General features: G+C 34.9%; 28 protein-coding genes and 1 riboswitch. Of the genes, 24 read left to right on the top strand and 4 right to left on the bottom strand.

All coding sequences use genetic code 11. The features are described 5' to 3' along the window. Positions 1-69: 69 nt before the first annotated feature. From resA to AC1Q8L_RS04840, 7 genes are all read left to right on the top strand, one after another. Positions 70-591, top strand: a complete 522-nt coding sequence (resA, locus tag AC1Q8L_RS04870; RefSeq protein ID WP_000742194.1) for a thiol-disulfide oxidoreductase ResA — start codon at positions 70-72, stop codon at positions 589-591. A gap of 121 nt (positions 592-712) precedes the next feature. Next, a complete protein-coding gene (resB, locus tag AC1Q8L_RS04865; RefSeq protein ID WP_000910517.1) occupies positions 713-2338 on the top strand; it encodes a cytochrome c biogenesis protein ResB in 1626 nt (541 codons plus the stop codon). 14 nt (positions 2339-2352) lie between these two features. After that, complete coding sequence (gene resC, locus AC1Q8L_RS04860; RefSeq protein WP_000250087.1) at positions 2353-3510, top strand: cytochrome c biogenesis protein ResC; 1158 nt, start codon at positions 2353-2355, stop codon at positions 3508-3510. 302 nt (positions 3511-3812) lie between these two features. Next, positions 3813-4529, top strand: a complete 717-nt coding sequence (resD, locus tag AC1Q8L_RS04855) for a DNA-binding response regulator ResD (protein ID WP_000426861.1) — start codon at positions 3813-3815, stop codon at positions 4527-4529. Beyond that, a complete protein-coding gene (gene resE, locus AC1Q8L_RS04850; protein WP_000964683.1) occupies positions 4529-6304 on the top strand; it encodes a sensor histidine kinase ResE in 1776 nt (591 codons plus the stop codon). The genes resD and resE overlap by 1 nt, the downstream gene beginning before the upstream one ends. A 136-nt stretch (positions 6305-6440) precedes the next feature. Next, the gene (locus AC1Q8L_RS04845) at positions 6441-7022 is read left to right on the top strand and encodes a cob(I)yrinic acid a,c-diamide adenosyltransferase (RefSeq protein WP_000781271.1); all 582 of its coding nucleotides are present in this window, start codon (positions 6441-6443) and stop codon (positions 7020-7022) included. Between the two features lie 83 nt (positions 7023-7105). Further along, positions 7106-7720, top strand: a complete 615-nt coding sequence (locus tag AC1Q8L_RS04840; RefSeq protein WP_000866227.1) for a peptidoglycan DD-metalloendopeptidase family protein — start codon at positions 7106-7108, stop codon at positions 7718-7720. 153 nt (positions 7721-7873) lie between these two features. On the opposite strand, the gene AC1Q8L_RS04835 is transcribed toward AC1Q8L_RS04840, so the two are convergent. Further along, the gene (locus tag AC1Q8L_RS04835; RefSeq protein ID WP_000711798.1) at positions 7874-8560 is read right to left on the bottom strand and encodes a hypothetical protein; all 687 of its coding nucleotides are present in this window, start codon (positions 8558-8560) and stop codon (positions 7874-7876) included. Positions 8561-8808: 248 nt separating this feature from the next. After that, positions 8809-8948, top strand: a riboswitch (FMN riboswitch). A 162-nt stretch (positions 8949-9110) separates the two neighbouring features. Between AC1Q8L_RS04835 and AC1Q8L_RS04830 the strand changes: the two genes are divergently transcribed. Beyond that, complete coding sequence (locus AC1Q8L_RS04830; RefSeq protein WP_000810856.1) at positions 9111-9689, top strand: ECF transporter S component; 579 nt, start codon at positions 9111-9113, stop codon at positions 9687-9689. Between the two features lie 121 nt (positions 9690-9810). On the opposite strand, the gene AC1Q8L_RS04825 is transcribed toward AC1Q8L_RS04830, so the two are convergent. Then, a complete protein-coding gene (locus AC1Q8L_RS04825) occupies positions 9811-10059 on the bottom strand; it encodes a ferredoxin (protein WP_001151993.1) in 249 nt (82 codons plus the stop codon). A 298-nt stretch (positions 10060-10357) separates the two neighbouring features. On the opposite strand from AC1Q8L_RS04825, the gene AC1Q8L_RS04820 reads away from it, so the two are divergent. The 12 genes from AC1Q8L_RS04820 (at position 10358) to AC1Q8L_RS04765 (ending at position 20324) form a co-directional block, all read left to right on the top strand. Beyond that, on the top strand, positions 10358-11419 hold the full coding sequence (locus tag AC1Q8L_RS04820) for a YpbB family protein (protein ID WP_001167017.1): 1062 nt from the start codon (positions 10358-10360) through the stop codon (positions 11417-11419). Then, on the top strand, positions 11409-12938 hold the full coding sequence (recQ, locus tag AC1Q8L_RS04815; RefSeq protein ID WP_098311863.1) for an ATP-dependent DNA helicase RecQ: 1530 nt from the start codon (positions 11409-11411) through the stop codon (positions 12936-12938). Before AC1Q8L_RS04820 ends, recQ begins: the two co-directional genes overlap by 11 nt. Next, complete coding sequence (locus AC1Q8L_RS04810; protein ID WP_001025783.1) at positions 12938-13501, top strand: CPBP family intramembrane glutamic endopeptidase; 564 nt, start codon at positions 12938-12940, stop codon at positions 13499-13501. Before recQ ends, AC1Q8L_RS04810 begins: the two co-directional genes overlap by 1 nt. Positions 13502-13523: 22 nt before the next feature. Continuing rightward, positions 13524-14003 (top strand): LysM peptidoglycan-binding domain-containing protein, encoded by a 480-nt coding sequence (locus AC1Q8L_RS04805; protein ID WP_001231555.1) that lies wholly within the window; start codon positions 13524-13526, stop codon positions 14001-14003. A 67-nt stretch (positions 14004-14070) separates the two neighbouring features. Beyond that, complete coding sequence (locus AC1Q8L_RS04800) at positions 14071-14847, top strand: metallophosphoesterase (RefSeq protein ID WP_000637796.1); 777 nt, start codon at positions 14071-14073, stop codon at positions 14845-14847. Next, on the top strand, positions 14847-15722 hold the full coding sequence (locus AC1Q8L_RS04795) for a MerR family transcriptional regulator (protein WP_001142717.1): 876 nt from the start codon (positions 14847-14849) through the stop codon (positions 15720-15722). Before AC1Q8L_RS04800 ends, AC1Q8L_RS04795 begins: the two co-directional genes overlap by 1 nt. A gap of 77 nt (positions 15723-15799) precedes the next feature. Continuing rightward, complete coding sequence (locus tag AC1Q8L_RS04790) at positions 15800-16408, top strand: genetic competence negative regulator (protein WP_001235396.1); 609 nt, start codon at positions 15800-15802, stop codon at positions 16406-16408. A 311-nt stretch (positions 16409-16719) separates the two neighbouring features. Then, on the top strand, positions 16720-18006 hold the full coding sequence (gene gudB / locus AC1Q8L_RS04785; protein WP_000225172.1) for an NAD-specific glutamate dehydrogenase: 1287 nt from the start codon (positions 16720-16722) through the stop codon (positions 18004-18006). Positions 18007-18086: 80 nt separating this feature from the next. Then, the gene (locus tag AC1Q8L_RS04780; protein WP_000787296.1) at positions 18087-18296 is read left to right on the top strand and encodes a hypothetical protein; all 210 of its coding nucleotides are present in this window, start codon (positions 18087-18089) and stop codon (positions 18294-18296) included. A 92-nt stretch (positions 18297-18388) separates the two neighbouring features. After that, the gene (locus AC1Q8L_RS04775) at positions 18389-18625 is read left to right on the top strand and encodes a DUF3961 domain-containing protein (RefSeq protein WP_001983018.1); all 237 of its coding nucleotides are present in this window, start codon (positions 18389-18391) and stop codon (positions 18623-18625) included. Positions 18626-18704: 79 nt separating this feature from the next. Further along, positions 18705-19235 (top strand): peptidoglycan recognition protein family protein, encoded by a 531-nt coding sequence (locus tag AC1Q8L_RS04770; protein ID WP_001240655.1) that lies wholly within the window; start codon positions 18705-18707, stop codon positions 19233-19235. Between the two features lie 108 nt (positions 19236-19343). Next, positions 19344-20324 carry a YpdA family putative bacillithiol disulfide reductase gene (locus tag AC1Q8L_RS04765; RefSeq protein ID WP_492339410.1) on the top strand — a complete coding sequence of 327 codons (981 nt, stop codon included), beginning with the start codon at positions 19344-19346 and terminating at the stop codon, positions 20322-20324. Between the two features lie 35 nt (positions 20325-20359). Here the strand turns inward: AC1Q8L_RS04765 and ansA are convergent, their stop codons facing one another. Continuing rightward, entirely contained in the window at positions 20360-21334 is a 975-nt protein-coding gene (gene ansA, locus AC1Q8L_RS04760; RefSeq protein WP_000822009.1) for an asparaginase, read from the bottom strand. 180 nt (positions 21335-21514) lie between these two features. On the opposite strand from ansA, the gene AC1Q8L_RS04755 reads away from it, so the two are divergent. The 4 genes from AC1Q8L_RS04755 (at position 21515) to AC1Q8L_RS04740 (ending at position 25041) form a co-directional block, all read left to right on the top strand. Next, positions 21515-21688: a YpfB family protein gene (locus tag AC1Q8L_RS04755; RefSeq protein WP_023521499.1), complete on the top strand. Its 174-nt coding sequence runs from the start codon at positions 21515-21517 to the stop codon at positions 21686-21688. Between the two features lie 129 nt (positions 21689-21817). Then, positions 21818-22495 (top strand): (d)CMP kinase, encoded by a 678-nt coding sequence (gene cmk, locus AC1Q8L_RS04750; protein WP_000361252.1) that lies wholly within the window; start codon positions 21818-21820, stop codon positions 22493-22495. 335 nt (positions 22496-22830) lie between these two features. Next, positions 22831-23979: a 30S ribosomal protein S1 gene (rpsA, locus tag AC1Q8L_RS04745; protein ID WP_000229558.1), complete on the top strand. Its 1149-nt coding sequence runs from the start codon at positions 22831-22833 to the stop codon at positions 23977-23979. 12 nt (positions 23980-23991) lie between these two features. Then, positions 23992-25041, top strand: a complete 1050-nt coding sequence (locus AC1Q8L_RS04740) for a type 2 isopentenyl-diphosphate Delta-isomerase (RefSeq protein WP_000251041.1) — start codon at positions 23992-23994, stop codon at positions 25039-25041. Between the two features lie 210 nt (positions 25042-25251). On the opposite strand, the gene AC1Q8L_RS04735 is transcribed toward AC1Q8L_RS04740, so the two are convergent. Next, positions 25252-25386, bottom strand: a complete 135-nt coding sequence (locus AC1Q8L_RS04735; protein ID WP_000513900.1) for a YpzI family protein — start codon at positions 25384-25386, stop codon at positions 25252-25254. Between the last annotated feature and the right edge of the window lie 46 nt (positions 25387-25432).

Below are 25432 nucleotides of genomic sequence, written 5' to 3'. Positions count from 1 at the left end.
TGGTGATTTATTCAATACAACATTTACAGAAGATAATACATAACATTTACCGAGGAGAGGAGAGGTAATATGAAGAAAAATCGCTTATTATTTCGCGTTATTATTCTACTCATTTTATGTGGTGCTGTAGGATTTACCCTTTATCAAGGATTCTTTGCTAATAAAGAGAAAATGCAAATCGGAAAAGAAGCACCTAACTTTGTTGTGACGGATTTAGAAGGGAAGAAAATTGAACTAAAAGATTTAAAGGGAAAAGGTGTATTTTTAAACTTTTGGGGTACGTGGTGTAAACCTTGTGAAAAAGAAATGCCTTATATGAATGAATTATATCCAAAGTATAAAGAAAAAGGCGTTGAAATCATAGCGTTAGATGCGGATGAAACGGATATTGCAGTAAAGAACTTTGTGAACCAATATGGTTTGAAATTCCCAGTTGCTATTGATAAAGGACAAAAGATTATAGGAACATATGGAGTAGGTCCATTACCGACAAGCTTTTTGATTGATAAAGATGGAAAAGTAGTGGAGCAAATTATAGGTGAACAAACGAAAGAACAGTTAGAAGGGTATTTAAAGAAAATTACTCCGTAATAAAGAAAGCCTTTACATAAGAGGTGCGTGTCTATAGTGCCTCTGGTTTAAAAATTCTGAGTATTGCGGTAACTCGAGGTTAGAATATACAATAGTACATATAGAGACAGGGGCGGTGAGAGTGTTGAAAGAAATTAAATGTGAATGTGGACATGTTAATCCGATAGGAACCGTTTTTTGTGAAGCTTGCGGGAAACCATTTGAAAGCAATGAAAATGCAAAACTATTGGATATGCGCTATGAGGGGAGTGCACGGAGATCTCTCACGCAAACAAAAACGATAGTCGATAAAATTTGGAGCTTTTTCTCTTCTGTAAAAGTGGGTGTATGGCTAATCGTAATAACTTTAGCTGCATCAGCGATAGGAACTATTTTTCCGCAAGAAATGTACATAACTCCAGGGATTGCACCAGCTGAATATTATAAACAAGAATACGGATTTTTAGGGCAATTATACTATCAATTAGGATTTAATAATTTATACGGTTCATGGTGGTATATGATTTTGATTGCTTCTATCGGTATTTCACTTGTGATATGTAGTTTAGACCGCGTTATTCCACTTTATAAAGCTTTAAAAAAGCAAGGCGTAAAAAGACATCCTAGCTTTTTAAAGAGACAGAGATTATATGGGACTGGTACACCGAAAGATGGTGACCTGGAAAGAGTGCAAAAGAATTTAAAGAAAAGAAACTATAACGTGAAAGTGGAAGACGGAAACGTTTTAGCAGAAAAGGGACGCTTCTCGCGTTGGGGTCCATATGTAAATCATATCGGTCTTATTATCTTTTTATTCGGTGCGATGCTTCGTTTTTTACCGAGTATGTACGTAGACGAAGCACTTTGGTTACGTGATGGTGAAACGAAAGAAATACCAGGGACGGATGGACAATACTACTTAAAAAACGAGAAATTTATAAAAGAAGTTTATGATAAAAGTAAGGACAAGGAAGTTTTTGAGGAAGCGATTGATCGTGTAGGCGATAAAATGATTGCGAAAAACTTCCAAACGAATGCTGTATTATATAAAGCTGTGGGCGAAAATATAGCAGGGCAAAAACCAAAGTTGGAAAAAGTAAAAGAAGCGGAAATTCGAGTAAATGAACCACTGAAATTTGATCAATTTGCAGTGTATCAAGTGGATTATAAAGAAAGTGAATTTAAAAGTATGTCCTTCAACTTGCAAAATAAAGAAAATAATCAAAAATGGGGACCGATTAAAGTAGATTTAACGAATCCTAAGGAAAAATATGATTTAGGAAATGGTTATTCTCTAGAACTATTAAGCTATTTTCCTGATTTTTATTTCGATGAGAATGGAAAACCAAATACAAAAACGAAATTACCGAACAATCCTGCATTTGTATTTAAAATGTTTACACCTGAAACACCAGATGGTGAAGTGAGTTTTGTTGGTATTCAGCAAAATATAGAACCTGATGGAAACAACAAATATAAAATGTCGTTTGCAGGTGTTGAAATGCAAAATGCAACAGCACTTACTGTAAGAAAAGATTTAACGCTTTGGATTCTCGGTATTGGAGGGTTTATATTTATGGTTGGTGTCATTCAAGGTATGTATTGGAATCATCGCCGTATTTGGATACAACGTGTTAATGATGAATGGTGGATTGCAGGGCATACGAATAAAAATTGGTTCGGTTTAAAGAAAGATATTGAAAGAGTAATAGAAGGTACAGCAATTCCACAGCCAAATGATAAAGTAATCGATAAAAAAATTAGTTAAGGTGGGGAAACGATATGGTGCAAATAAGTAGTAACTTTCTCTTTACCGCATTTATTTTATATTTAATTGCGACTCTATTTTTTGGTGGAGCCATTAAAGAAAAGGGTCATAAATGGGCAAATGTAGGAATAACAATTACAATTTTAGGGTTTATAGCACAAACAGTATATTTTGTTACAAGGTGGATCGCATCAGGGCATGCACCAGTTAGTAACTTTTTTGAATTCGGTACATTTTTCGGCATGATGCTTGTAGGAGCATTTATTGTAATGTATTTTATGTACCGTGTAAGTATAATTGGACTATTTGCATTACCAGTTGCGCTTTTATTAATTGCCTATGCAAGTATGTTTCCGAGGGAAATATCTCCGCTTATTCCATCTTTAAAAAGTAATTGGTTACATATTCACGTGACGACTGCAGCAGCAGGACAAGCAATTTTAGCGATTAGTTTTATTACGGGCGTTATGTATTTATTAAAAAATGTAGATCAATCAACGAGAAGTAAACGGACATTTTGGCTAGAGACGGTAGTATTTACACTTGTTTGTACAGTTGGATTTATTGGAGTAACAACGGTATTTTCTAGTATGAAATATGAAGCGAAGTTTCAATGGGTTGATAAAAATGAACAGCAACTGGAAATGAAGTACAATCTTCCGGCTTTAGTTGGACCGCATGAAGGGAAGTTACTGACAGAAAATAAATTAGAACCGGCAGTTGAAGTTCCAGCGATTGTAAATGCGAAGAAATTAAATACTGTTATTTGGTCAGTGTTAGTTGGAACATTACTTTATATTGTATTAAGACTTGTTTTACGGAAGCGAGTATCGGCAGCACTTCAGCCGTTAGTAAAGAATACGAATAGTGATTTACTAGATGAAATCGGATATCGATCTATTGCAATTGGATTCCCAGTTTTCACATTAGGAGCGTTAATTTTTGCAATGATTTGGGCTCAAATAGCGTGGACGCGTTTTTGGGGCTGGGATCCGAAAGAGGTTTGGGCACTTATAACGTGGCTCTTTTATGCTGCAGTACTACATTTACGATTATCTAAAGGGTGGCATGGAGAGAAATCAGCTTGGCTTGCAGTAATTGGTTTTGCAATTATTATGTTTAACTTTATTGTAGTAAACTTAATTATTGCCGGTTTACATTCATATGCATAGAGAAATAAAATAGGAGAGTGCATGTCACTTTCCTATTTTATTTTTGTCAACTTTTCTTCTTTTTTGAGAAAAACATGACAAAGTAGCGGTTGATTTTGTAAAATGATGTCGAGGACATTATATACTGTTCAAAAAAAATACATAGTTTTGGAAAAAAATTGAACAAAATTTATTATTCTTGTGAAGCATAATATGGGAAGTGAAACATTTAGAAGATTGCTTAAATAAACGAGAATAGCGCAACATAATAGTAAAGAAGGGTAGGTGTGAACCGCTGAAGTGAGAGTACGCAGCGGGTAGAGATGGAAAATGAATCAAGAATTTTAATTGTAGATGATGAGGATCGTATTCGTCGTTTATTGAAAATGTACTTAGAAAGAGAACAATACACAATTGAAGAAGCAGATAATGGTGATACAGCTTTAGAAATGGCGTTACAAAATGATTACGATTTAATCTTATTAGATCTTATGATGCCTGGTAAAGATGGCATTGAAGTATGTAAAGGGGTTCGTGAGAAGAAAGCGACACCAATTATTATGCTGACAGCAAAAGGTGAAGAAGTAAATAGAGTACAAGGATTTGAAGTTGGAACAGATGATTATATTGTAAAGCCATTTAGTCCACGTGAGGTCGTGCTACGTGTGAAAGCGGTATTACGTCGTGCTGTACCAACAACATTCTTTACACAAGATACAACGACAAAAGATGTTACTGTATTCCCGCACTTAACAATTGACAACGATGCACACCGTGTTACTGCAGATGGTAATGAAGTAAACTTAACGCCGAAAGAATATGAGTTACTATTATTTTTAGCGAAAGCTCCTGATAAAGTATTCGATCGTGAGCAACTGTTAAAAGAAGTATGGCAATATGAATTCTTCGGAGATTTACGTACAGTTGATACACATGTAAAGCGTTTACGTGAGAAGTTAAGCAAAAAATCACCAGATGCAGCGAAAATGATTGTTACTGTTTGGGGTGTAGGTTACAAATTTGAGGTTGTGAACGACTGATGCTTTGGAGAAGTGTAGTAGGGAAGTTATGGATGACCATATTACTTCTCGTTTCGTTTGTTCTTGGATTTGTTGCGATTTTACTTTCACAGTTTTTTAGAACGTATTATGTTGATATGAGTGAAGCTAGGCTTCAAAAAGTCGCAACAAGTGTTTCAGAGTTAATTGAAGAAGGTGCCGATGTAAAAACGATTGAGAATATCGCTTACAAATTCTCTGATCCACTTTCAAGGATTATTATTGTAGAAGATGGTAAAGAAATCTCTTCTTCACCGAAACAAGAAGGCTTAGTCACTCTTACAATGGATGACTTAAAAGAAGATAAAGAATTAGCGGCTGTGTTTACAGACAAAAAAGAAATTAAGAATAACATTAGAAAAGCCTCTAATAGTAGAAAAAATAAAAATACTGAAAATGATATTATGATTGTCGGAAAACCAGTGCAATCAAAAAATCAAAGTGCAGTGTTTGTATACGAATCTTTACAAGTGCCGATACAAGGTATGGAAAGAACGACTGATTTTATATTCTTATCAGCAGGGATTGCGATTATATTAACAACTTTCTTTGCATTCTTCTTATCTACTCGAATTACAGCACCACTTCGTAAAATGCGTGAGGTTGCTTTTGAAGTGTCGCGTGGGAAGTTTGATGCGAAAGCCCCTATGGTATCTCAGGACGAGATTGGTGAGCTTGCAACGGCCTTAAATCAAATGGGGAAACAGTTGAAGTTTAATATGAATGCCCTGCAGCAAGAGAAAGAACAGTTAGCAAGTATTTTGAGTAGTATGGCAGATGGGGTTATTACATTAAATCAAGAAGGTGAAGTTGTAGTAATCAATCCGCCGGCTGAACATTTCTTACAAGTTTGGCAAGAAGAAAAAGAGATAGAGCTCAGTAAAAAACTGCCTTCTGAACTTGTTGAACTATTCCATCTCGTTGTAGAAAGCGAACAACAACAAGTTGTTGAAATTAATTTACAAAAAGGGAACTATGTAGTTCTTATGACGCCGCTCTACAATCAAACGAAAATTCGCGGGGCTGTAGCAGTACTGCGAGATATGACGGAAGAACGTCGTCTTGAAAAGATGCGTCAAGACTTTATTGCGAATGTATCGCATGAACTTCGTACACCGATGGTCATGCTGCAAGGGTATAGTGAAGCAATTTTAGATGATATTGTGCAAACGAAAGAAGAAATTAATGAGTTTGTTCAAATCATTTATGATGAATCCGTTCGTTTAGGTAAACTTGTAAATGAATTATTAGATTTAGCACGCATGGAAAGTGGTAATGTAGAGTTACATATAGGTGAAGTGGACATACATCCGTTTGTTGAAAAAATTGGTCGTAAATTCCAAGGGATTGCAAAGGATAAAGAAGTTGAACTAACAGTTGATTTCAAAAATCCAATTGAACAATACCCGTTTGATGCAGATCGTATGGAACAAGTATTGACGAATTTAATTGATAACGCAATACGTCATACGAACGCAGGCGGACATGTAACACTTGTAATTGATACGAAAAATAATGGTCTCATTTTTGAAGTACAAGATTCGGGCGTTGGTATTCCAGAAGAAGATATTCCATTTTTATTTGATCGTTTCTATAAAGCTGATAAAGCAAGAACACGTGGAAAAAAAGGTGGAACAGGACTCGGGCTTGCGATTGCGAAAAATATTGTTCAAGGCCATGATGGTAAAATTTCTGTATCAAGTGTTGTTGGAGAAGGAACTACATTCTCTGTCTATTTACCGAATCGTATAATTTAGATATACGTTTTTAAAGTTGATAATGAATAAAGTTCTGCTGTTTTTTATTTTTTTGTAAACTCAATTAAATAAAGAATGGTAGAACTTTTTTCTATGTTGCTCGAATAAAGAATAACAAGAGAGGTGCTGTGAAGAAATGAAATTATATACAAAAACAGGAGATAAAGGAACGACAAGTGTAATAGGTGGTAGGGTTGATAAAGATGATATCCGTGTGGAAGCGTATGGAACAATAGACGAGGCGAATTCTCATATCGGATATGCAATGACTAAACTACAAGGCGGGCCTTTCGGAGATATTTACAATGAACTTGAAACGATTCAACATGAACTATTTGATTGCGGGGGAGACTTGGCGATAGTAGGTGAGAAGATACCTTATAAAGTAAAAATTGAAATGGTCGAAAACTTAGAAAGTAGGATTGATTCGTATATAGAAGAAGCACCGCCGCTAGAGCGCTTTATTTTACCAGGTGGAAGCGAGTCGGCAGCTGCTATTCATATTGCACGTACAGTTGTAAGGCGAGCAGAACGATGTATCGTGTCCTTACAAAAAGAAGGAAAAATAAATGAAGTTGTTCTAAAGTATGTAAATAGATTATCTGACTATTTATTTGCAGTAGCTAGAGTAATAAACGCTCGATTACAAGTAAAAGATGTAGAGTATAATCGCAGTGCAATCGTTTTTCGTGATAAGAAAGAGAAGGAAGTGGAGTGATTCACTTTCTTTTTTGTATACTTTTTTCTGTAATATACCAAAATAGAGAAGGTATGGTGGTAATTAGAAAACGGAGGATGTATATGAAAGTTTTAAAATACGGCATTATGTTATTGACAGTACTGTTTTTATCTCAATTACATGTGTACGCAGAGGGAAATCAATGGGCATGGCCTGTTGAAGGACAGATAAGTGATTATTTTGGGACAAGACACGGAAAACACTACGGTATAGATATAGCGGCACCGATCGGCACGCCTGTGTCAGCTATTCAAGAAGGGAAGGTAACAAAGTCTTATTATTCAAGTAGTTATGGAAACGTTATATTTATTAAACATGGAGAATATGAGGCTGTGTATGCACATTTAAATAAGAGATATGTAGTTCAAGGGGATTATATTTCAAAAGGAGAAAAAATTGGAGAAGTAGGGAACACGGGAGAATCGCGAGGTGCACACTTACATCTAGAACTTCATCAAGGAAGATGGACGATGGCGAAAAAGAATGCGATGAACCCATTGCTTGTTTTAAGTGAACAAAGAAATGAAGTTGTTTCTTCATCATTATATGTCGTACAAAAAGGGGATACTTTAGTTAGTATTGCACGGAAATTTAGTATGACACTTAAGGAAATTAAAGAAAAAAATGGATTGCAGCAAGAGCTAATTTATCCTAATCAACAATTATATGTTAAGTAAAGGCACCGTCTCAAAAATTAAACTTTGAATATTCTTAAATAAGGTTCAATGTAAATGAAATTATATGGGCGCTTCTCCTAGAAGTATTGAGTGAATTAGAGTATCTATATTTAAAAGAAAACCGTCCCAAAATTTATTTTGGGACGGTTTCTTTTACCAAAAAATAAAGACACATATAAATCCAGAAATAGCTAAATAGCTATATAAGTAAAAAACTTTTGTTCTTGTTTTCTCTTTTGTTCGAAACAGTACGATAGTCGGTTCAATTAAACCGATTGTCAAACAAAGTAGGCCAAGAAGCATACAACCAATCGAAATAGAATACAGGGCGATTTGTGGTGCTTGAAATGGAATCATCCATTTTAATAAAAATGCAATAAGTGCAGTGTAACAAATGCTACCGATGTATTTATTCAGTGGTGTATTAGAACGAAAGCCAGGAAGTTTTTTTAAGAAAGAGCGGGAAACAACTTCTGTTTGTAAAGATGTATGCTCTTCAATAATTTTTTGAGCTTCTTTTCCTTTTTGAAAAAGAGATAAGATCCAATTTCGCTCACCCTGAAAAATAAATTGAGAAGTTGTCAAATAGTGATCAATCTTCACTTTACTCCAACTCTTCCACGGATGACGCTCACACAATTTTAATTTACTTTCTGTTTTCTTATCATACTGATAAATACTGATGCCATCTTCATCGAAAGTAGCATAGTATGTCTCGTTTGAGAATGTGCCTAAATCAATTGGGCAGTAGAAAAGTAATTCTTTTTTTAAGTAAAAGTATTCTTTTCTTAAGTTTTTTTTCATTGCTTCTCGAATAGAATGTCTCTTTTCTTTTTTCATGACATTTCCTCCATAACTCAGAAAATGTTCTTATCTTAACAATTCAATATCTTATCACTTTTAATTATATATGACTAGGTAATTCAAAAGAGAAATGCCGAATAATAAAAAATATGGATTGTATTGTAAAATATTTCGCAATTCATTTGTTGTTACGAAAAATAAATAACTAATTTTAAATAAGTTACAATTTTTTAGTTCACAATGTTATGAGGTTGTTGTATAATGAAGGGGAAAATAGAATATCGGTCTATCTTCGGGGCAGGGTGAAAATCCCGACCGGCGGTGATGAACTATTTATGATTTTGTTCTAAGCCCGCGAGCCGTTAAGGCAGGATTTGGTGTGATTCCAAAGCCGACAGTATAGTCTGGATGGGAGAAGATGGAGGTTCAAGCGTTCAAAAAAGATATGGATTTGAACGTCTGTTTGATGTGCCTTAAATTCTCCCTTTGTGTAAAACACAAAGGGTTTTTTCGTTCTATGAAAAAATAGGCATAGCAGAACCTTTCCACTTTCCATGAGATGATCGATGGAAAAGGAGAGAGAAAGATGAAACAAAAAAACAGTGTAGTGCAGATGGTGAGTGTAGCGATGCTAAGTAGTATTGCATATTTACTAATGATGTTGGATTTCCCGTTCCCAGGGCTTCCGCCATTTTTGAAAATTGATTTTAGTGATGTACCAGCTCTAATTGCAGCAATTATCTTTGGACCAGTAGCAGGAGTGATTGTAGAGGCGATAAAGAACATTTTACATTACGGGATTCAAGGAAGTTTAACAGGAGTACCAGTTGGAGAAATTGCAAACTTTATTGCAGGATGTTTATTTATTGGACCAGCAGCTTTCTTATTTAGAAAGTATCGTACTGTGAAGAGTTTAACGACAGGATTAATGCTAGGGACAATTACAATGGCACTTATTATGAGTGTATTAAACTACATCATCATATTCCCGGCTTACACTTGGTTTTTAAATTCACCGGCTATGTCTAGCGAAGCTATCAGAACAACGGTTGTAACGGCAATCTTACCATTTAATTTAATTAAAGGAATTGTTGTAACAATTGTATTTGTAGCATTATTCTCACGCCTGAAAGTATGGGTGTTTGCAAAAATGAAAAATGCATAATATATATTAAAACCATTAGTAGTGTGGAACTACTAATGGTTTTTTATTAAGGAAAATAAAATTTAGATACAAAAAACGCCCCTCATCAATATGAGGGGCGTTTTTTGAAGTTAATAAAAGACTATTCGAATTTTAAAGCGTCTCCGTCGAATGATTCGTCAGCAACTTTAATTGAGTCAGTTGGACAGCCTTCGAATGCATCCATCATATCTTCAATTAATACATCTGGAATTTCAACGATACCTTGGTTATCGTCTAATGTTACAAATGCAATACCTTCATCATCATAGTCATAAATGTCTGGTGCAGCAGCGCCACAAGCACCACATGCAATACAAGTATCTTTATCAACGATTGTATATTTTGCCATCTTTTTTCCCTCCTGATAATATGTATGTGAAAAGCTCGCCATAAAAATTATAACCTTATTGTAAAACGGTTTGTGAAACTTTTCAACATAAAATTATAATGATAATGCTTATCAATTAGAGTGTCAACTTATTTTTGAATTATGTCATAAGATTTTCAAAATACGTAAATGTGATTTCGTTTGATACAATAGAATATATACAAGTATATAGTTCTTATATGATAAGTTTAATGAGCGACAGTAGATAGTGTAATTGTACTGAAAAGAATGAAGTTAAGATTGGAAGGTGGAAGCGGTCATGCAAATACAATATACTTTGTTGCATTGTTTAAAACAATTGAATGGTGAAAGAACCGTTTCTTCTATTTATTATTTACTAAAGGGCAAACGTTCTTCGCAAACTTTACAAGATGGAAATATGTTCCGGATTTCTTTTTTATTCGGAATATATAAATCATTAAATAGAAATGACTATGATGGTGAAGTTGTAAAGTTGTTGCAAGCGGATTTTATTCAAGAAATACATGAAAATACATATGTGTTAACACCTACGGGTAAAATGCAGTTACATAAATGGGAGGAAGTTTATGCTTTTCCAGCACATTTGCATGGTTTACATTATGGTGAATTAGGTGAAACATTTTGGAAAAGATTATCATTGATTATTCAAACCATATCAAATTTACAACAGAATAATACGAAGTTTATCCCAATTCAACAAGATACAGAAATAATGATGTGGGTAAAACGTTTTCTAACAGGAAGGCCATATAAAAGAAGTGAGTTGGCGAGGAAACTATGGACGGAAGTACATAATCTTTTGGAAAAGAGTAATGCGATAGAAGCGACGATTGTAACATATCGACTAACGGGCTATGAACGTATTGGTTGTACATTGCAACAATTAGCAGAAATTACAAAACAAGATATATTCAGGGTGTATTTTTTATTTTGGGGTACAATGCATTTCTTTATACAAGAAGTTCGTGATAAAGAAAATGAATTTCCACTATTAGCTGAAATTATATCTTATCCAAATGAGAGAGCTGAATTATTTAGTTTATCCACGAAAAAAACATATAATTTTTGGAGACAAGGGCGTTCTTTAGAAGAAATAGCGACGATTCGGAATTTAAAGGTTGCAACGATAGAAGATCATTTTGTTGAAATTGCTTTGCGAGAAAAAGATTTTTCTATTGAAATGTTTATGGAAAAAGAAAAGATAGACAAAGTAATAAAAGTAATTGAAGCATTACAAACGCGGAAGTTACGTGTTTTGAAACAAGCTGTTGGAGAAGATATCTCTTATTTTGAAGTTCGTCTTGTATTAGCGCGGATGGAGGGTGTAAATGAAACTTGAAGAATATTTATATAAGTGGTTTGGATATTCTGAATTTCGTCCAGGTCAAAAAGGAGTTATTACAGATTTATTAGAAGGAAAAGATGTGATAGCAATGCTTCCGACTGGAAGAGGGAAATCTATGTGCTATCAGTTTCCGGGGCTTATGCGAGAAGGAACAGTGCTTGTTGTATCACCGTTATTATCTTTAATGGAAGATCAAGTGACACAATTAAAGTATGTTGTGAAAAACCGAGTGATAGCATTTAATAGTTTTCGGACATTAAATGAAAAAAGAGAAGCGATGAAAAAATTATCTTCATATAAATTTATTTTTGTTTCACCAGAGATGTTACAGTCGGAGTTATTAATTAGGGAATTGAAGAAAATTCATATTTCATTATTTGTTGTTGATGAGGCTCATTGTATTTCTCAATGGGGTTATGATTTTAGACCGGACTATAAGAAACTAAATGTAGTTATTGAAAATATTGGTTCTCCTACAGTATTAGCATTGACAGCCACAGCGACAAAAGGGGTACTACAAGATATCTCAGACAGTTTAAATTTAAAGGGTGCCGCGGAACATGTATACTCTATTGACCGTCCTAATATTGCAATGGAGGTGCAATTTGTAGAGACGATAGAAGAAAAGAAAGAGGCGCTTTTGGAGCAGGTGATGTATTTACAAGGGCCGGGAATTGTATATTGTTCAAGTAGAGCGTGGACAGAAAGGTTAACGGAATACTTGAGAGGAAAAGGTGTTACTGGTGTAGCTTTTTATCATGGTGGTATGGAACATGAAGAGCGTATGTTAATTCAACAACAGTTTATGAACGATCAATTGCAGCTTGTAATATGTACAAGTGCATTTGGTATGGGGGTAAATAAGGCGAATACGCAATATATTATTCATTTTCATTATCCAACTAATATAGCTTCTTACTTACAAGAAATCGGAAGAGCTGGAAGAGATGGCGAACCGAGTATAGCTATTTTATTGTGTAGTCCGTTGGATCATGATTTACCAATTTCAATCATTGAGGATGAATTGCCAAGTAAGTCGCAAATACAATTTTTATTTTCTTTACTACAAGAAAGAATGTTTCAAACGAAAGAATTACCAATAGAAGATGTAGAAGAAATTTGTTATAATGCAGCAAGATTTAATGAGCAATATTGGCGTTTCGTTCGTTATCATCTCGAACAGGTTGGAATTATACAACAACGAAGATTATTATTAGAGAGTTTGTCAGATGAAATTATGAACCGATTAATAGCTGAAGTAGAGATAAGGTTGCGTAATAAATATAGTGAGCTAGAAAATATGAAGTCATGGATACGAGTTAAAGGATGTAGACGTGAATATGTGTTGCAACAGTTCGGTTATAGGAAAGAGAAAGAGTTAAATAATTGCTGTGATTATTGTGGTATTACAAAAGAAGATTATAAAAAAAGACGAGCGCAACAATCGGATTTCGACTATAATTGGGAAACAGAGTTACAAAAGCTTTTCGGCCTAGAAAAGATGGGGGAATGATGAACATTCAAAGGCATAATGTTGAAGATATGAGTCCGCAGGAAATAAGGCTGAATCTATATATAACACAGTTAATTATTATCGGTATTGGCTGTTTACTAGCATATATATTATTTCAAGATGTAAAAGAAGTGTTTAATTTATGGAGATGGGAACCAGTATCTATACTTATTATAGGTGGTTTGTTAGCGATTGGTATTGTGTTATTAGATTATGTTGCAATGCGAGTGTTTCCAGAGTCTTGGTTTGATGATGGTGGTATTAACGATAAGATGTTTCGAGGAATGTCGGTTCTGCATTTACTCATTATTACGTTCGTAATCGGTTTTGCAGAAGAATTTTTATTTAGAGGTGTAGTGCAGACTCATTTTGGAATTGTAATTGCGAGTTTCGTATTTGCAGTGTTACATATTCGTTATATAACAAAGCCATTTTTGTTTTGTTTCGTCTGTTTCATTAGTTTTGTCTTTGGTTATGTATTTGAATGGACAGGGAATTTGTTTATAACAATCTTTGCACACTTTCTTGTTGATTTTATAATGGGACTCCAATTAAGAAAATAAATGGAAGGTGGTGGTGAACAACATGAGGAAACGAATTCCTGATTTTGAAGAGGAATTAGAAGTTGAGCGAGTAGAAGAAAAAGAAAGTTTACCGCCGCGTAGTGAAATTCATAGAAATAAAGAGAAAAAACAAAAGTTTAAAATAAATCATATTTTCGTCCGGGTTTTAACATTTCTATTCATTCTGCTGCCGATTAGTATTTTGTGGTATACGGATAAATATATTCAGGTGAAGGGCGATAGTAATAATGCCGGGAAAAGTGCGTTTGAAGTAATCTTCTTTGATTCAGCTAAATCTGAGTCGCAGAAACAGTCTGAAAAAGCGATAACGCATACTGTGAAAGAGGGAGAAACTTTAGAAAGTATAGCGAAGCAATATTTTTCAGATGAAAATGGGGTTGAAGTAATTAAAAAGTATAATAACTTGCAAGAAGATGAAGTGAGTGCAGGTCAAGAATTAAAAATTCCGATAAAAGATAAGTCCACAAAGCAAGAGAGCTAGTGAATTAGGCGAACGCAGTTTGTTATAAAAGCCTAGGGTTATCTTTATGATGAGGGGAGTAAAAAATATGATATGGATTATATTATTCAGTACTCTCATAGGAATGGGGATTTTATTACTTCTTGTGATGTATAAAGAAGCGATGCGTAATACAGTGTTGGAACATACTTTAGTATTTAAAGAATTTCCGAAAAGTTTTCAAAAAGTAAATGTGTTTTTTATTTCTGATATTCATAGAAGAGTCATTTCGAATTTGTTAATTGAACAAGTAAAAGGAAAAGTAGATCTCGTAATTATCGGAGGAGATTTAGCAGAGAAAGGAGTCTCTTTATCAAAAATCTCTGCCAATATTCAAAAGTTAAGAGAGATAGCTCCTGTATATTTTGTGTGGGGAAACAATGATTATGAGATAGAATATCATGAATTAGATGCTTTATTATTAGAAAATAACGTAAAAGTTTTAGATAATACAAGAGTGGTATTTGAGTCTGAATTAGGTGAGAAAATTTGTTTGCTCGGTATAGATGATGTTGGATTGCACCGTGATCGTTTAGATTTGGCATTGGCGGATTGTAAAGAAGATGGTTTTCGTATCTTAGTTAGTCACAACCCTGATATAATAAAAAAGATGTCTGGAAATGAACAGATTTCACTTGTATTAAGTGGACATACGCATGGAGGACAAATCCGATTATTCCCATCTAAAAAATATTTAAAAGGTGGCGTATATAACCATTTGAATACGATTCTCTTTGTTAGTAATGGGTACGGAACAACATTGATACCACTTCGTTTCCGAGCGCCTGCTCAAACACATATTATTACATTGTGCGGAGGGAAATGATGCCAACTCTTAGTGGAAAATATAATATAAAAGCTGTTTCAAATATAATTGGAGTTCAGCCGAGTACGCTTCGCGCATGGGAAAGACGATATCAAATTATTGCCCCAAAGCGGAATCAAGCTGGGCATCGTTTATATACAGAAGAGCATATTCAAATTTTAAAATGGTTAATGGAAAAAGTTTCTTCCGGTATGATGATTGGACAAGCAGTTCAGTTATTAGAAGAGAATCGTTTGCAGAGTACAGTTCAAAAAGAGATACATTTCGATAAAGAAGTTGTTTTAGTGGACGATTTGCTACAAGCTTTGTTAAAATTTGATGAAATTACAATTGCTGCATTATTAAACGAAGCTTTTAGTATATATTCAACAGAAAAGGTTGTTGCCAGTATCGTTCTTCGAGTGACAGACAAATTATTAACGTCAAAAAATAATAATGAGATTTCAATGGTGCAATTTCAATATGCACTATCATTTTTACAAACGCGTCTAGGGATGGTGTATCACAATGCCTCAATGTTTTCTTTTTTACACAAAGTTATTGTGTTAGAAAAGAATGCATTGAAAGGATTTATTTTTTCAATTTATTTACGCTTAAAAGGATATGAGGCGATATATATTAGGACAAGCTTAGCTGAAGATGGTATGTTGTCAGCGGTAGAGGAAATACAGCCGAAATATGTATTTGTATCTTTTGCTGACGAACTAGAAATGAAAAAGACGATGAACTTTATAAATGTATTACAAGAAAAAAGGGAATCTCTTTCTGTTGGATTTATCGGAAAGCTAGGCGTTCTAAACCAGTTGGACATTGAAACAATCTTAATTGGTGATACGAAAGAAGAATGGGATGAATGGTTAAAAATGTCGGAATAGTTGTTCGAAAAGAACCATCTATTTTCTATTTCATATAATAAAAATTAGATGCATTGGTTACGTAGGGAGGGTATGAGATGAGGCTGGAACGATTAAATTACAATAAGATAAAAATTTTTCTAACATTTGATGATTTATCTGAAAGAGGATTAACGAAAGAAGATTTATGGAGAAATGCGCCGAAAGTACAGCAATTATTTCGTGATATGATGCAAGAAGCAAATAAGGAATTAGGATTTGAAGCAGATGGTCCGATTGCAGTTGAAGTGTTTTCTCTACAAGCACAAGGGATGGTTGTAATTGTAACGAAAGAAAATCAAGAAATTGATACGGATGATGAGTTCCGTGACGAGTTTATTGAAATGCAAGTGACTCTAGATGAAAGTGAACATATATTATATGAGTTTGCTACGCTAGATGACATAATTAACCTGTCGAATCGCTTATATAACCTTGGTGTAACTGGCGGAAAGCTATATACGTGGGATGAGCGCTTCTATCTTTGGGTGGAAGAAGAGGAACAAATTCAATTGTTAAAAGCGGATTTTATAGCTATTTTAGCGGAATACGGCAATCCGTCTACAGCAACTATTTATCGCATCATGGAGTACGGTAAAGAATTAATGGATTTTAACGCGATAGAACAAATACACAATTACTTTGTGAAAAAACAAAACCTCAGCTAATACAACATAGCTGAGGTTTTGTTTTTATTTGGATAAGGGAAGGGATGATAGTAAATACGCGAACATACTTTTTGAAAATAAAATATGCAGTTTTATGAGAGCGTTGCTGAGGAAAATAAAAAATATTTAAATATTTAAGTATTTTACTTTTCTAAAAGTAATAAAAGGACTATAATAATAGTGAAAACGCTTGCAACAGAAAATAGTTTGTATATATTTGTTAGCGTTTTCTATTGCATTCCAAATTTAAGGGTGTATACTAGGCAATGAAGGTTTACTAAACAAGTGAAATTACAGGGGGTTTACTTACTATGGTAGCCGAAAAGGGAACTCAAACAAAAACACAACAACAAAGGGAACAACATTTTGAACTATTGAATTCAACACAAATTGTTATTAGTGAAGCGTTAGAAAAATTGGGTTATCCAAACGAAGTATATGAATTATTAAAAGAACCAATTCGTATGATGACAGTGAAAATACCAGTTCGTATGGATGACGGGACTGTTAAAATATTTACAGGATATCGTGCACAACATAATGATGCTGTTGGTCCAACGAAAGGTGGAATTCGCTTCCATCCGAATGTAACAGAAAATGAAGTGAAAGCACTTTCAATCTGGATGAGTTTAAAATGTGGTATTGTTGATTTACCATATGGTGGAGGTAAGGGTGGAATTATCTGTGATCCACGTGAAATGTCATTCCGTGAGTTAGAAAGATTAAGCCGCGGTTATGTACGAGCAATTAGCCAAATCGTAGGTCCGACGAAAGATATTCCAGCTCCAGATGTATTCACAAACTCTCAAATTATGGCATGGATGATGGATGAGTATAGCCGTATTGATGAATTTAATTCACCAGGATTTATTACAGGTAAACCGCTTGTATTAGGTGGATCACATGGACGTGAAACAGCAACTGCGAAAGGTGTAACAATTTGTATTCGCGAAGCTGCGAAAAAACGTGGCATTGATATTAAGGGTGCACGCGTTGTTGTTCAAGGGTTCGGTAATGCTGGTAGCTTCTTAGCTAAATTTATGCATGATGCAGGTGCGAAAGTTATTGCAATCTCAGATGCTTACGGCGCTTTACATGATCCAAACGGATTAGATATTGATTATTTATTAGACCGTCGTGATAGCTTCGGTACAGTAACAAAGCTATTTAACAATACAATTTCAAACAAAGAATTGTTAGAGCTTGATTGCGATATTTTAGTTCCAGCTGCAATTGAGAACCAAATTACAGAAGAAAATGCTAATGATATTAAAGCGAAAATCGTTGTTGAAGCTGCAAATGGTCCAACAACATTAGAAGCGACTAAAATTTTAACAGATCGCGGAATTTTACTTGTTCCAGACGTATTAGCAAGTGCTGGTGGTGTAACGGTATCTTACTTTGAGTGGGTACAAAATAACCAAGGTTACTACTGGACTGAAGAAGAAGTAGAACAACGTTTAGAAAAAGTAATGGTAAAATCATTTGATTCTATTTATGAAACAGCACAAGTTCGTAAAGTGAATATGCGCTTAGCGGCGTACATGATTGGTGTTCGTAAAATGGCTGAAGCAAGCCGCTTCAGAGGTTGGGTATAAAATATTATATATTGAGAAAACGTGATTTCCTTTCGAGGGAATCACGTTTTTTTGTTGAGGTATTAAATGAGGTGTTGTATATGAAGAATGAAATGCTGGAACGAGTAGAACAATTAGAAGAAAAGGTTAAGAGGTTAGAGGGAGAACTTGCAAGAACGGTGAAAGCTCGAAAAATAAGTACTGTTCGGATATTCGGGGAAGGGCTACTGTTTTTGATATTTGGTGTGGTTGTAGTAGGGCCGATTATTGCCGTTGTAATCTCAATTTTTACTTGGCTTGCTGAAAAATAAAATAAAAACAAAAAGAACGCTTGTTCTATGCGAACAAATGTGCTATACTCTCCTTAGATAAACAAAACGGAAATGATTTTAAGGAGAGATAAATGATGAAAATGACAGTAGACCAAAGATTTATGATGCCAGCAGATGTTGTAGAGCGAGTGGAAGTATTACGAAACAAACAAAGCAAGCGTGGCACATTATTACAATCGGTAAACAAATTTTTCGGTTTAGATACGAAAGAAGATTGTGTTTGGTTTTACGGTTTTTATGGAGTGGCTGTAAGTATCTTGTTGTTTATGGTGTTCACTTCAAATATTTTCGATTTTCTCTTTGCGTAAGAAATATGCGATAAGGACATTGCTACCGAATACATATATAAGGAAGTAAGGTAATCTTCTAGAGCGGGAGTTGGTAGCAATGGCGATGTTTCCTATAGAGCGCAACTATATAGGATATGGAAGTTCACGACCGGGGATTCCTCTAACTAAAGTGAGATTTATTGTAAGCCATGATACGGGGAATCCTGGAAGCAATGCGATAGGAAATCGAGATTACTTTAATGAATTACAACCGAAAGCTTCGGCGCATACATTTATAGATGATAAAACAATATTGGAGATTATTCCTATAAATGAAGTTGCATATCATGTTCGATATGGTGTGCCGACGGATAATGACTTATACGGCTATGACGCGAATAAGGCGGCCATTGGAGTGGAACTTTGTTATGGCGGTGATGTTAACTTTTGGGAAGCATATAATCGTTTTACATGGTATCATGCGTATTTATGCCAAAATTTTGGCTTAAATCCGAAAAAAGATATCGTGTCACATAAAACGCTTGATCCAGCTAGAAAGATTGATCCTGAGAATGTATTAGGGAAACAAGGTATTAAATTTCAGCAGTTTTTAGCAGATGTCTATCGGATGTACGTTTCGTTTAGATGACAAATATATGAAAAATGAATACAATAAAGATAGGTGCCTACTGCTGTAAGTAGGTTTTTTCTTGTTTTTATAAATAGTGTATTGGTAGAAGACTAGGAGTGGACGAGTATGCAGAAAGAAACAGTTATTATAATCGGAGGCGGTCCGTGCGGATTAGCGGCAGCGATTTCGTTGCAAAAGGTAGGGATAAATCCGTTAGTAATTGAAAAAGGAAACATTGTAAATGCCATTTATAATTATCCAACTCATCAAACATTTTTCTCTTCTAGTGAAAAATTAGAAATTGGTGATGTAGCTTTTATTACAGAAAATCGTAAGCCAGTTCGAAATCAAGCGCTTGCGTATTATCGTGAAGTAGTAAAACGTAAATCTGTACGTGTAAATGCTTTTGAGCGAGTGGAGAAAGTTCAAAACGATGGAGAAGTTTTTCAGGTTGAGACGACAAAGCGTGACGGAAGTAAAGAAATATATATAGCGAAATATATTGTTGTAGCAACTGGATATTATGATAATCCAAATTATATGAATGTTCCAGGTGAGGAATCGAAGAAAGTAGCTCACTATTTTAAAGAGGGGCATCCTTATTTTGATCGAGATGTAGTAGTTATAGGTGGGAAAAACTCGAGTGTAGATGCCGCGTTAGAACTTGTTAAAGCTGGTGCGCGTGTAACGGTACTGTATCGTGGAAGTGAGTATTCATCAAGCATAAAGCCTTGGATTTTGCCGGAATTTGAGGCGTTAGTACGAAACGACACAATTCAAATGCATTTCGGGGCTCATGTGAAAGAAATTACTGAGCATACATTAATGTTTACAGTTGATGGTGAAGATTTTACAATCCAAAATGATTTTGTATTTGCGATGACTGGTTATCATCCTGATCATAGCTTCTTAACAAAGATGGGTGTTAAGATTGATGAAGAAACAGGACGTCCAATTTATACAGAGGATAGAATGGAAACGAATGCTGAAAATATTTTCATTGCAGGTGTCATAGCTGCTGGAAATAATGCAAATGAAATATTTATCGAGAACGGTAGATTTCATGGAGATGCGATTGCACAAACTATTGCATCAAGAGAAAAATAAAAAGGAGCTGTCGGGAAAACCTCGACAGCTCCTTTTTATTCGTGCATAAACATATTTTGAATGGATTCATGAGAATTTGTATTCTCTAATGCGACAAGTAATTTAATGCGTGCTTTTTGTGCATTTAAGCCGTATGTGAATACAATGCCCATATCTTTTAAGTGTTTACCGCCACCTTCATACGAATATACGTCTTGAACGATACCGTTGAAACAGCGAGAAACTAATACGACAGGAATACCTTTATTTAATAATCGTTCTAGACTAGGAAGTGTTCTTGGAGGTAGATTACCTTGTCCAAGCGCTTCGATAACAATACCGTCTACAGGAAGATTTTCGATTGCTGCTAATAATGTATCATCCATGCCGGCATATGCTTTTAGAACAACTACATTTTTAGATACTTTGTTTATCGTATATGTTTCGTGATGTACTAAAGCGTGATGGAAGACAACACCGCGTTTTGTTACCATTCCAATTGGTCCATATTGTGGGCTTTGGAATGTTGCGACATTACTTGTATGTGTTTTCGTTACATTTGTAGCGCAATGAATTTCGTCGTTTAATACGACTAAAACACCTTTTTCTGCAGCTTCATCACAACTAGCAACTTTTACAGCTGATAAGAAGTTATATAGACCATCAGCACCTAACTCATTGCTAGAGCGCATTGCACCTGTCACAACAATCGGAATGGTTGCTTGTACTGTTAAATCTAAGAAATAAGCTGTTTCTTCTAATGTATCCGTACCATGCGTAATGACTACGCCATGAATGTTGTCTTGTTTTACTCTTTCATCAATGATGACTTGTAATTGTAACATTTCGCTCGGTGTCATATGAGGAGATGGTAGATGGAACACATCTTCAACGATTAAATCAACATCGCCTTCTAAATCAGGAATGAATTTTAAAAGAGGATTTTTTTCACCTGGTTGTACGACCCCAGTTTCTTTATCTTCCTCCATTGCAATTGTTCCACCTGTGTGTAAAACTAGGATTCTTTTCAATGCTTATACCCCTTTCAAGTAAAAAAATACATTTAGAACATAACATGTTTTGAGTAAATTCGACAATGGAAATGTATAAAAGTATGTCTCGAAAATGACAATAAAATTAACTGCTATATGTACGATGTATAAAATCACGAAACGAAATGTGCAAATATAGTATAGGAGGGGGCAATTATGTTGAAAAAGATGGAGAGAATTTTTATTCGTATATTAATAATACAATTCATTTGTCTTTCTGTTGTACAATTGTTATTTATACATAAGTCATCAGTGAAATATTTATCTAAAATTGTTTATTACGAAGGTGTCATGGTAAAAAATAAAGCAGAAATCTTGCAGGTGAATAGGTAGTTTTCATTTTCTTCTATGAAGGATTATGCTACAATAATTGAGGATTTAATGACGTGAAGCAAATGAGAAGAAGCAGGGTGAACACCTGCTTTTCGTTTTGTTTTATAAGTGAAAAAATGAGGTGTTACAATGGATAAACGAATTTCAATTGCTATAGATGGTCCAGCAGCTGCTGGGAAAAGTACAGTGGCAAAAGTTGTTGCGAAGGAACTTTCTTACGTTTATATTGATACAGGCGCGATGTACCGTACGCTTACATATGCAGCCCTTGAACAAAAAGTAGATATTGAAAATGAAGAACAGTTAATGGAAGTTGTAAAGAATGTAAATATTGAATTTCAGCAAGGAGAAAATACGCAGCTTGTATTTTTGAATGGACAAGATGTTTCTGAAGTAATCCGTACACCTGATGTGACGAATCGAGTATCTATTGTAGCGAAGCATCGCCTTGTTCGTGAAGAAATGGTACGTCGTCAGCAAGAGTTAGCGAAAAAAGGCGGTGTTGTAATGGACGGCCGTGATATTGGTACACATGTATTACCGGATGCTGAAGTGAAAATCTTTATGCTTGCTTCTGTTGAAGAAAGAGCGGAAAGAAGGCATTTAGAAAATTTAAATAAAGGTTTCGATTCTAATTTAGAGCAGCTAAAAGAAGAAATTGCTCAGCGTGATAAATTAGATTCAGAACGCGAAGTTTCTCCACTAAAAAAGGCTGATGATGCATTGGAATTAGATACGACTTCTTTATCAATTGAAGAAGTTGTCCAAAAAATTATGAGTATTGTTTCAGGAGTGTTTGCGAAATAAAGAAAGGGGATAATCCTCTTTCTTTTTTTGTTGAAATAGAAATGTAAAGGATACGTGAATTGTGAGTCTCTTTCCTTGACAAATGAGCTGATTTGTAAGAAGTTAGTTAAAGAGGAATAAAACTGTCAGAATATATTCGCTATTATATTTCAAAACATACTTTTTTCAAGCTGGTTTTGCTGTATACTATTTATATAGGTTTAATATATTTTCTTGTGAATGGTATTGAAAAAGAGTATGTGATGAGAAATTCTTAAACATGCAAATGAAAACTTTGTTTTCATTTCGTATATACATAAAAAAATGCTTTGTCAATTCTGTAGGGAGGTATTTCCATGGTAGAGAAAATGAATGAAGAAGTTATGGATTCAAAAGAATTACAAGTTGGTGACGTTGTTACAGGTTCTGTAACGAAAGTTGAAGAGAAACAAGTGCTTGTAAATGTTGGATACAAAACAGATGGCGTAATTCCAATTAGTGAATTAGCTAACGTTCATATTGAAAAAGCAAGCGATGTTGTAGAATTAGATCAAACACTAGAGTTGAAAATTATTAAATTAGAAGAAGATGATCTTGTCTTATCTAAACGTGCTGTTGATGCAGAAAAAGCATGGGTAGAATTACAAGAGAAATTTACTTCTGGTCATGTATTTGATGTTACTGTAAAAGATATTGTGAATGGCGGATTAGTTGTGGACCTTGGTGTTCGCGGTTTTATTCCAGCTTCACTTGTAGAAGTACATTATGTAGAAGACTTTACTGACTATAAAGGTAAAACATTAGCGGTGAAAATTGTTGAATTAGACCGTGAAAAAAATCGTGTAATCCTTTCGCATAAAGCGGTAGTAGAATTAGAACTAGATTCTAAGAAAAAAGAAGCAATTTCTTCATTAAAAGAAGGTGACGTTGTTGAAGGAACAGTGCAACGATTAACTGACTTTGGTGCATTCGTTAACGTTGGTGGCGTGGACGGTTTAGTTCACATTTCACAAATTTCACACGAACGTGTAGAGCAACCTTCTGAAGTATTAGAGCAAGGTCAAAAGGTGAAGGTAAAGGTGTTATCTGTTGATGCTGATACACAACGTATTTCTTTATCAATTAAAGCGGCTCAACCAGGACCTTGGGAAAACGTTGCTGGCGAAATAAAAGCTGGAGATATTCGTGAGGGAGTAGTAAAACGCCTTGTTACATTTGGTGCATTCGTTGAGATTTTACCTGGCGTTGAAGGACTTGTACACGTATCTCAAATTGCAAATCGTCACGTGAAAAACCCGAATGAAGTATTGGAAATGGGACAAGAAGTAAAAGTGAAAGTACTTGAAGTTCACGTAGCAGAGAAACGTATTTCTTTAAGTATAAAAGAAGCGCTTGAGGAAAATAATGTAATTGAAGATTATAGTCAGTATGAGCCAAATGCTGATTCTGCTACTTTCCAATTAAGTGATATTATTGGTGAACAACTGAAAAAATTAAAGAAATAATGAGGGGTACAAGTGGTAAGGGCAAAACGTAAATTAGATCATATTGAATACGCTCTTTCTACTGGTCAGTCTCGTACGCATGGCTTTCATGATATTGATTTTGTGCATCAAAGCTTGCCAAATTCAAATTATGACACAATAACATGTGAAACAAAAATCGGCGAACTTTCACTAAGTTCGCCGATTTTTATCAATGCGATGACTGGTGGTGGAGGAGAGAAAACGTTACATATTAATGAGCAATTAGCATATGTAGCGAAACAGCATAACCTTGCTATGGCTGTAGGGTCGCAAATGGCGGCGTTAAAAGATGAAAGTGAGGCTGCTTCTTATAAGGTGATTAGAAAGGTAAACCCGAATGGTATTTTCTTTGCTAATTTAGGTAGTGAGGCAACTATCGAGCAGGCAGAGCGTGCCGTTGATATGATTGAAGCGAATGCATTGCAAATTCATTTAAATGTCATACAAGAGTTAACGATGCCAGAAGGAGACCGTGACTTTACTGGTGTACTTCAGCGCATAGAGAAAATTGTTTTAAATAGTAAAGTTCCTGTCATTGTAAAAGAAGTTGGATTTGGGATGAGCAAGGAAACAATGCAACAGTTAGCGAACGTAGGTGTAACGGCAATTGATATTGGTGGGCAAGGTGGTACGAATTTTGCTGCTGTTGAAAATGAAAGAAGACAGCGAATGCTTTCTTATTTTAATAACTGGGGCATACAAACAGCAACCTCGATTATTGAAGCAACCTCTACAAATAATAACCTCTCTTTTATTGCATCAGGGGGTATACAGACAGCGCTTGACGTAGCGAAAGCAATCGCATTAGGGGCGAATACAACTGCGTTTGCTGGTTACTTTTTACGTATTTTAATGCAAGATGGTATCGAGAAATTAGTGGATGAAATTGAACTTCTACATACAGATTTGAAATTTATTATGACAGCTCTTGGTGCGAAGACGATAGAAGAGTTGCAATCTGTACCTCTTGTTGTAAAAGGTGAAACATATCATTGGTTAATGCAGCGTGGTATTGATACTGCGCATTATAGTAGGAGATAAAAAATCAACCGTTCGGTTGATTTTTTTGTTTTGTTTTCTTTCTCGTAATATAAAATGGAATTGGTATTTTCTAAAGGAAATAGGTGGAGGTAAAAAGAAGTGATAGGAGGATATAGTACACAAAATATTATTTCGATATAAATAAAAATCATTAAAATGATTATGTAAAAGACGGTTTCGTACAATATCGAAACCGTCTTTTTGTATTCATTAGTGCTGGTTTTGTTTTCGAGCCTGCTCTGGTGTATCAAGTCCAGTTGCACCTGGATATTGTAGTGATTGATCACGATCAGATTCAACGCGGCGTGATTCTCGTAGTTTTCGTTCTTGGCGATCTTTACCCATAATGAATAACACCTCCTTGTTAAAAGTGTTGCTGTTATAAGAAAAA

Source organism: Bacillus sp. GW823-FHT06A11 (assembly GCF_058795355.1).
The sequence above is the reverse complement of the archived record's forward strand: the minus strand, read 5'-3'. Positions and strand labels throughout refer to the sequence as shown.

Bases quoted from the DNA above. Each gene is read 5' to 3' on its own strand.
- resA (WP_000742194.1), top strand. From the start codon at position 70: ATGAAGAAAAATCGCTTATTATTTCGCGTTATTATTCTACTCATTTTA.
- resC (WP_000250087.1), top strand. From the start codon at position 2,353: ATGGTGCAAATAAGTAGTAACTTTCTCTTTACCGCATTTATTTTATAT.
- resD (WP_000426861.1), top strand. From the start codon at position 3,813: ATGGAAAATGAATCAAGAATTTTAATTGTAGATGATGAGGATCGTATT.
- resE (WP_000964683.1), top strand. From the start codon at position 4,529: ATGCTTTGGAGAAGTGTAGTAGGGAAGTTATGGATGACCATATTACTT.
- AC1Q8L_RS04845 (WP_000781271.1), top strand. From the start codon at position 6,441: ATGAAATTATATACAAAAACAGGAGATAAAGGAACGACAAGTGTAATA.
- AC1Q8L_RS04840 (WP_000866227.1), top strand. From the start codon at position 7,106: ATGAAAGTTTTAAAATACGGCATTATGTTATTGACAGTACTGTTTTTA.
- AC1Q8L_RS04835 (WP_000711798.1), bottom strand. From the start codon at position 8,560: ATGAAAAAAGAAAAGAGACATTCTATTCGAGAAGCAATGAAAAAAAAC.
- AC1Q8L_RS04830 (WP_000810856.1), top strand. From the start codon at position 9,111: ATGAAACAAAAAAACAGTGTAGTGCAGATGGTGAGTGTAGCGATGCTA.
- AC1Q8L_RS04825 (WP_001151993.1), bottom strand. From the start codon at position 10,059: ATGGCAAAATATACAATCGTTGATAAAGATACTTGTATTGCATGTGGT.
- AC1Q8L_RS04820 (WP_001167017.1), top strand. From the start codon at position 10,358: ATGCAAATACAATATACTTTGTTGCATTGTTTAAAACAATTGAATGGT.
- recQ (WP_098311863.1), top strand. From the start codon at position 11,409: ATGAAACTTGAAGAATATTTATATAAGTGGTTTGGATATTCTGAATTT.
- AC1Q8L_RS04810 (WP_001025783.1), top strand. From the start codon at position 12,938: ATGAACATTCAAAGGCATAATGTTGAAGATATGAGTCCGCAGGAAATA.
- AC1Q8L_RS04805 (WP_001231555.1), top strand. From the start codon at position 13,524: ATGAGGAAACGAATTCCTGATTTTGAAGAGGAATTAGAAGTTGAGCGA.
- AC1Q8L_RS04800 (WP_000637796.1), top strand. From the start codon at position 14,071: ATGATATGGATTATATTATTCAGTACTCTCATAGGAATGGGGATTTTA.
- AC1Q8L_RS04795 (WP_001142717.1), top strand. From the start codon at position 14,847: ATGCCAACTCTTAGTGGAAAATATAATATAAAAGCTGTTTCAAATATA.
- AC1Q8L_RS04790 (WP_001235396.1), top strand. From the start codon at position 15,800: ATGAGGCTGGAACGATTAAATTACAATAAGATAAAAATTTTTCTAACA.
- gudB (WP_000225172.1), top strand. From the start codon at position 16,720: ATGGTAGCCGAAAAGGGAACTCAAACAAAAACACAACAACAAAGGGAA.
- AC1Q8L_RS04780 (WP_000787296.1), top strand. From the start codon at position 18,087: ATGAAGAATGAAATGCTGGAACGAGTAGAACAATTAGAAGAAAAGGTT.
- AC1Q8L_RS04775 (WP_001983018.1), top strand. From the start codon at position 18,389: ATGATGAAAATGACAGTAGACCAAAGATTTATGATGCCAGCAGATGTT.
- AC1Q8L_RS04770 (WP_001240655.1), top strand. From the start codon at position 18,705: ATGGCGATGTTTCCTATAGAGCGCAACTATATAGGATATGGAAGTTCA.
- AC1Q8L_RS04765 (WP_492339410.1), top strand. From the start codon at position 19,344: ATGCAGAAAGAAACAGTTATTATAATCGGAGGCGGTCCGTGCGGATTA.
- cmk (WP_000361252.1), top strand. From the start codon at position 21,818: ATGGATAAACGAATTTCAATTGCTATAGATGGTCCAGCAGCTGCTGGG.
- rpsA (WP_000229558.1), top strand. From the start codon at position 22,831: ATGGTAGAGAAAATGAATGAAGAAGTTATGGATTCAAAAGAATTACAA.
- AC1Q8L_RS04735 (WP_000513900.1), bottom strand. From the start codon at position 25,386: ATGGGTAAAGATCGCCAAGAACGAAAACTACGAGAATCACGCCGCGTT.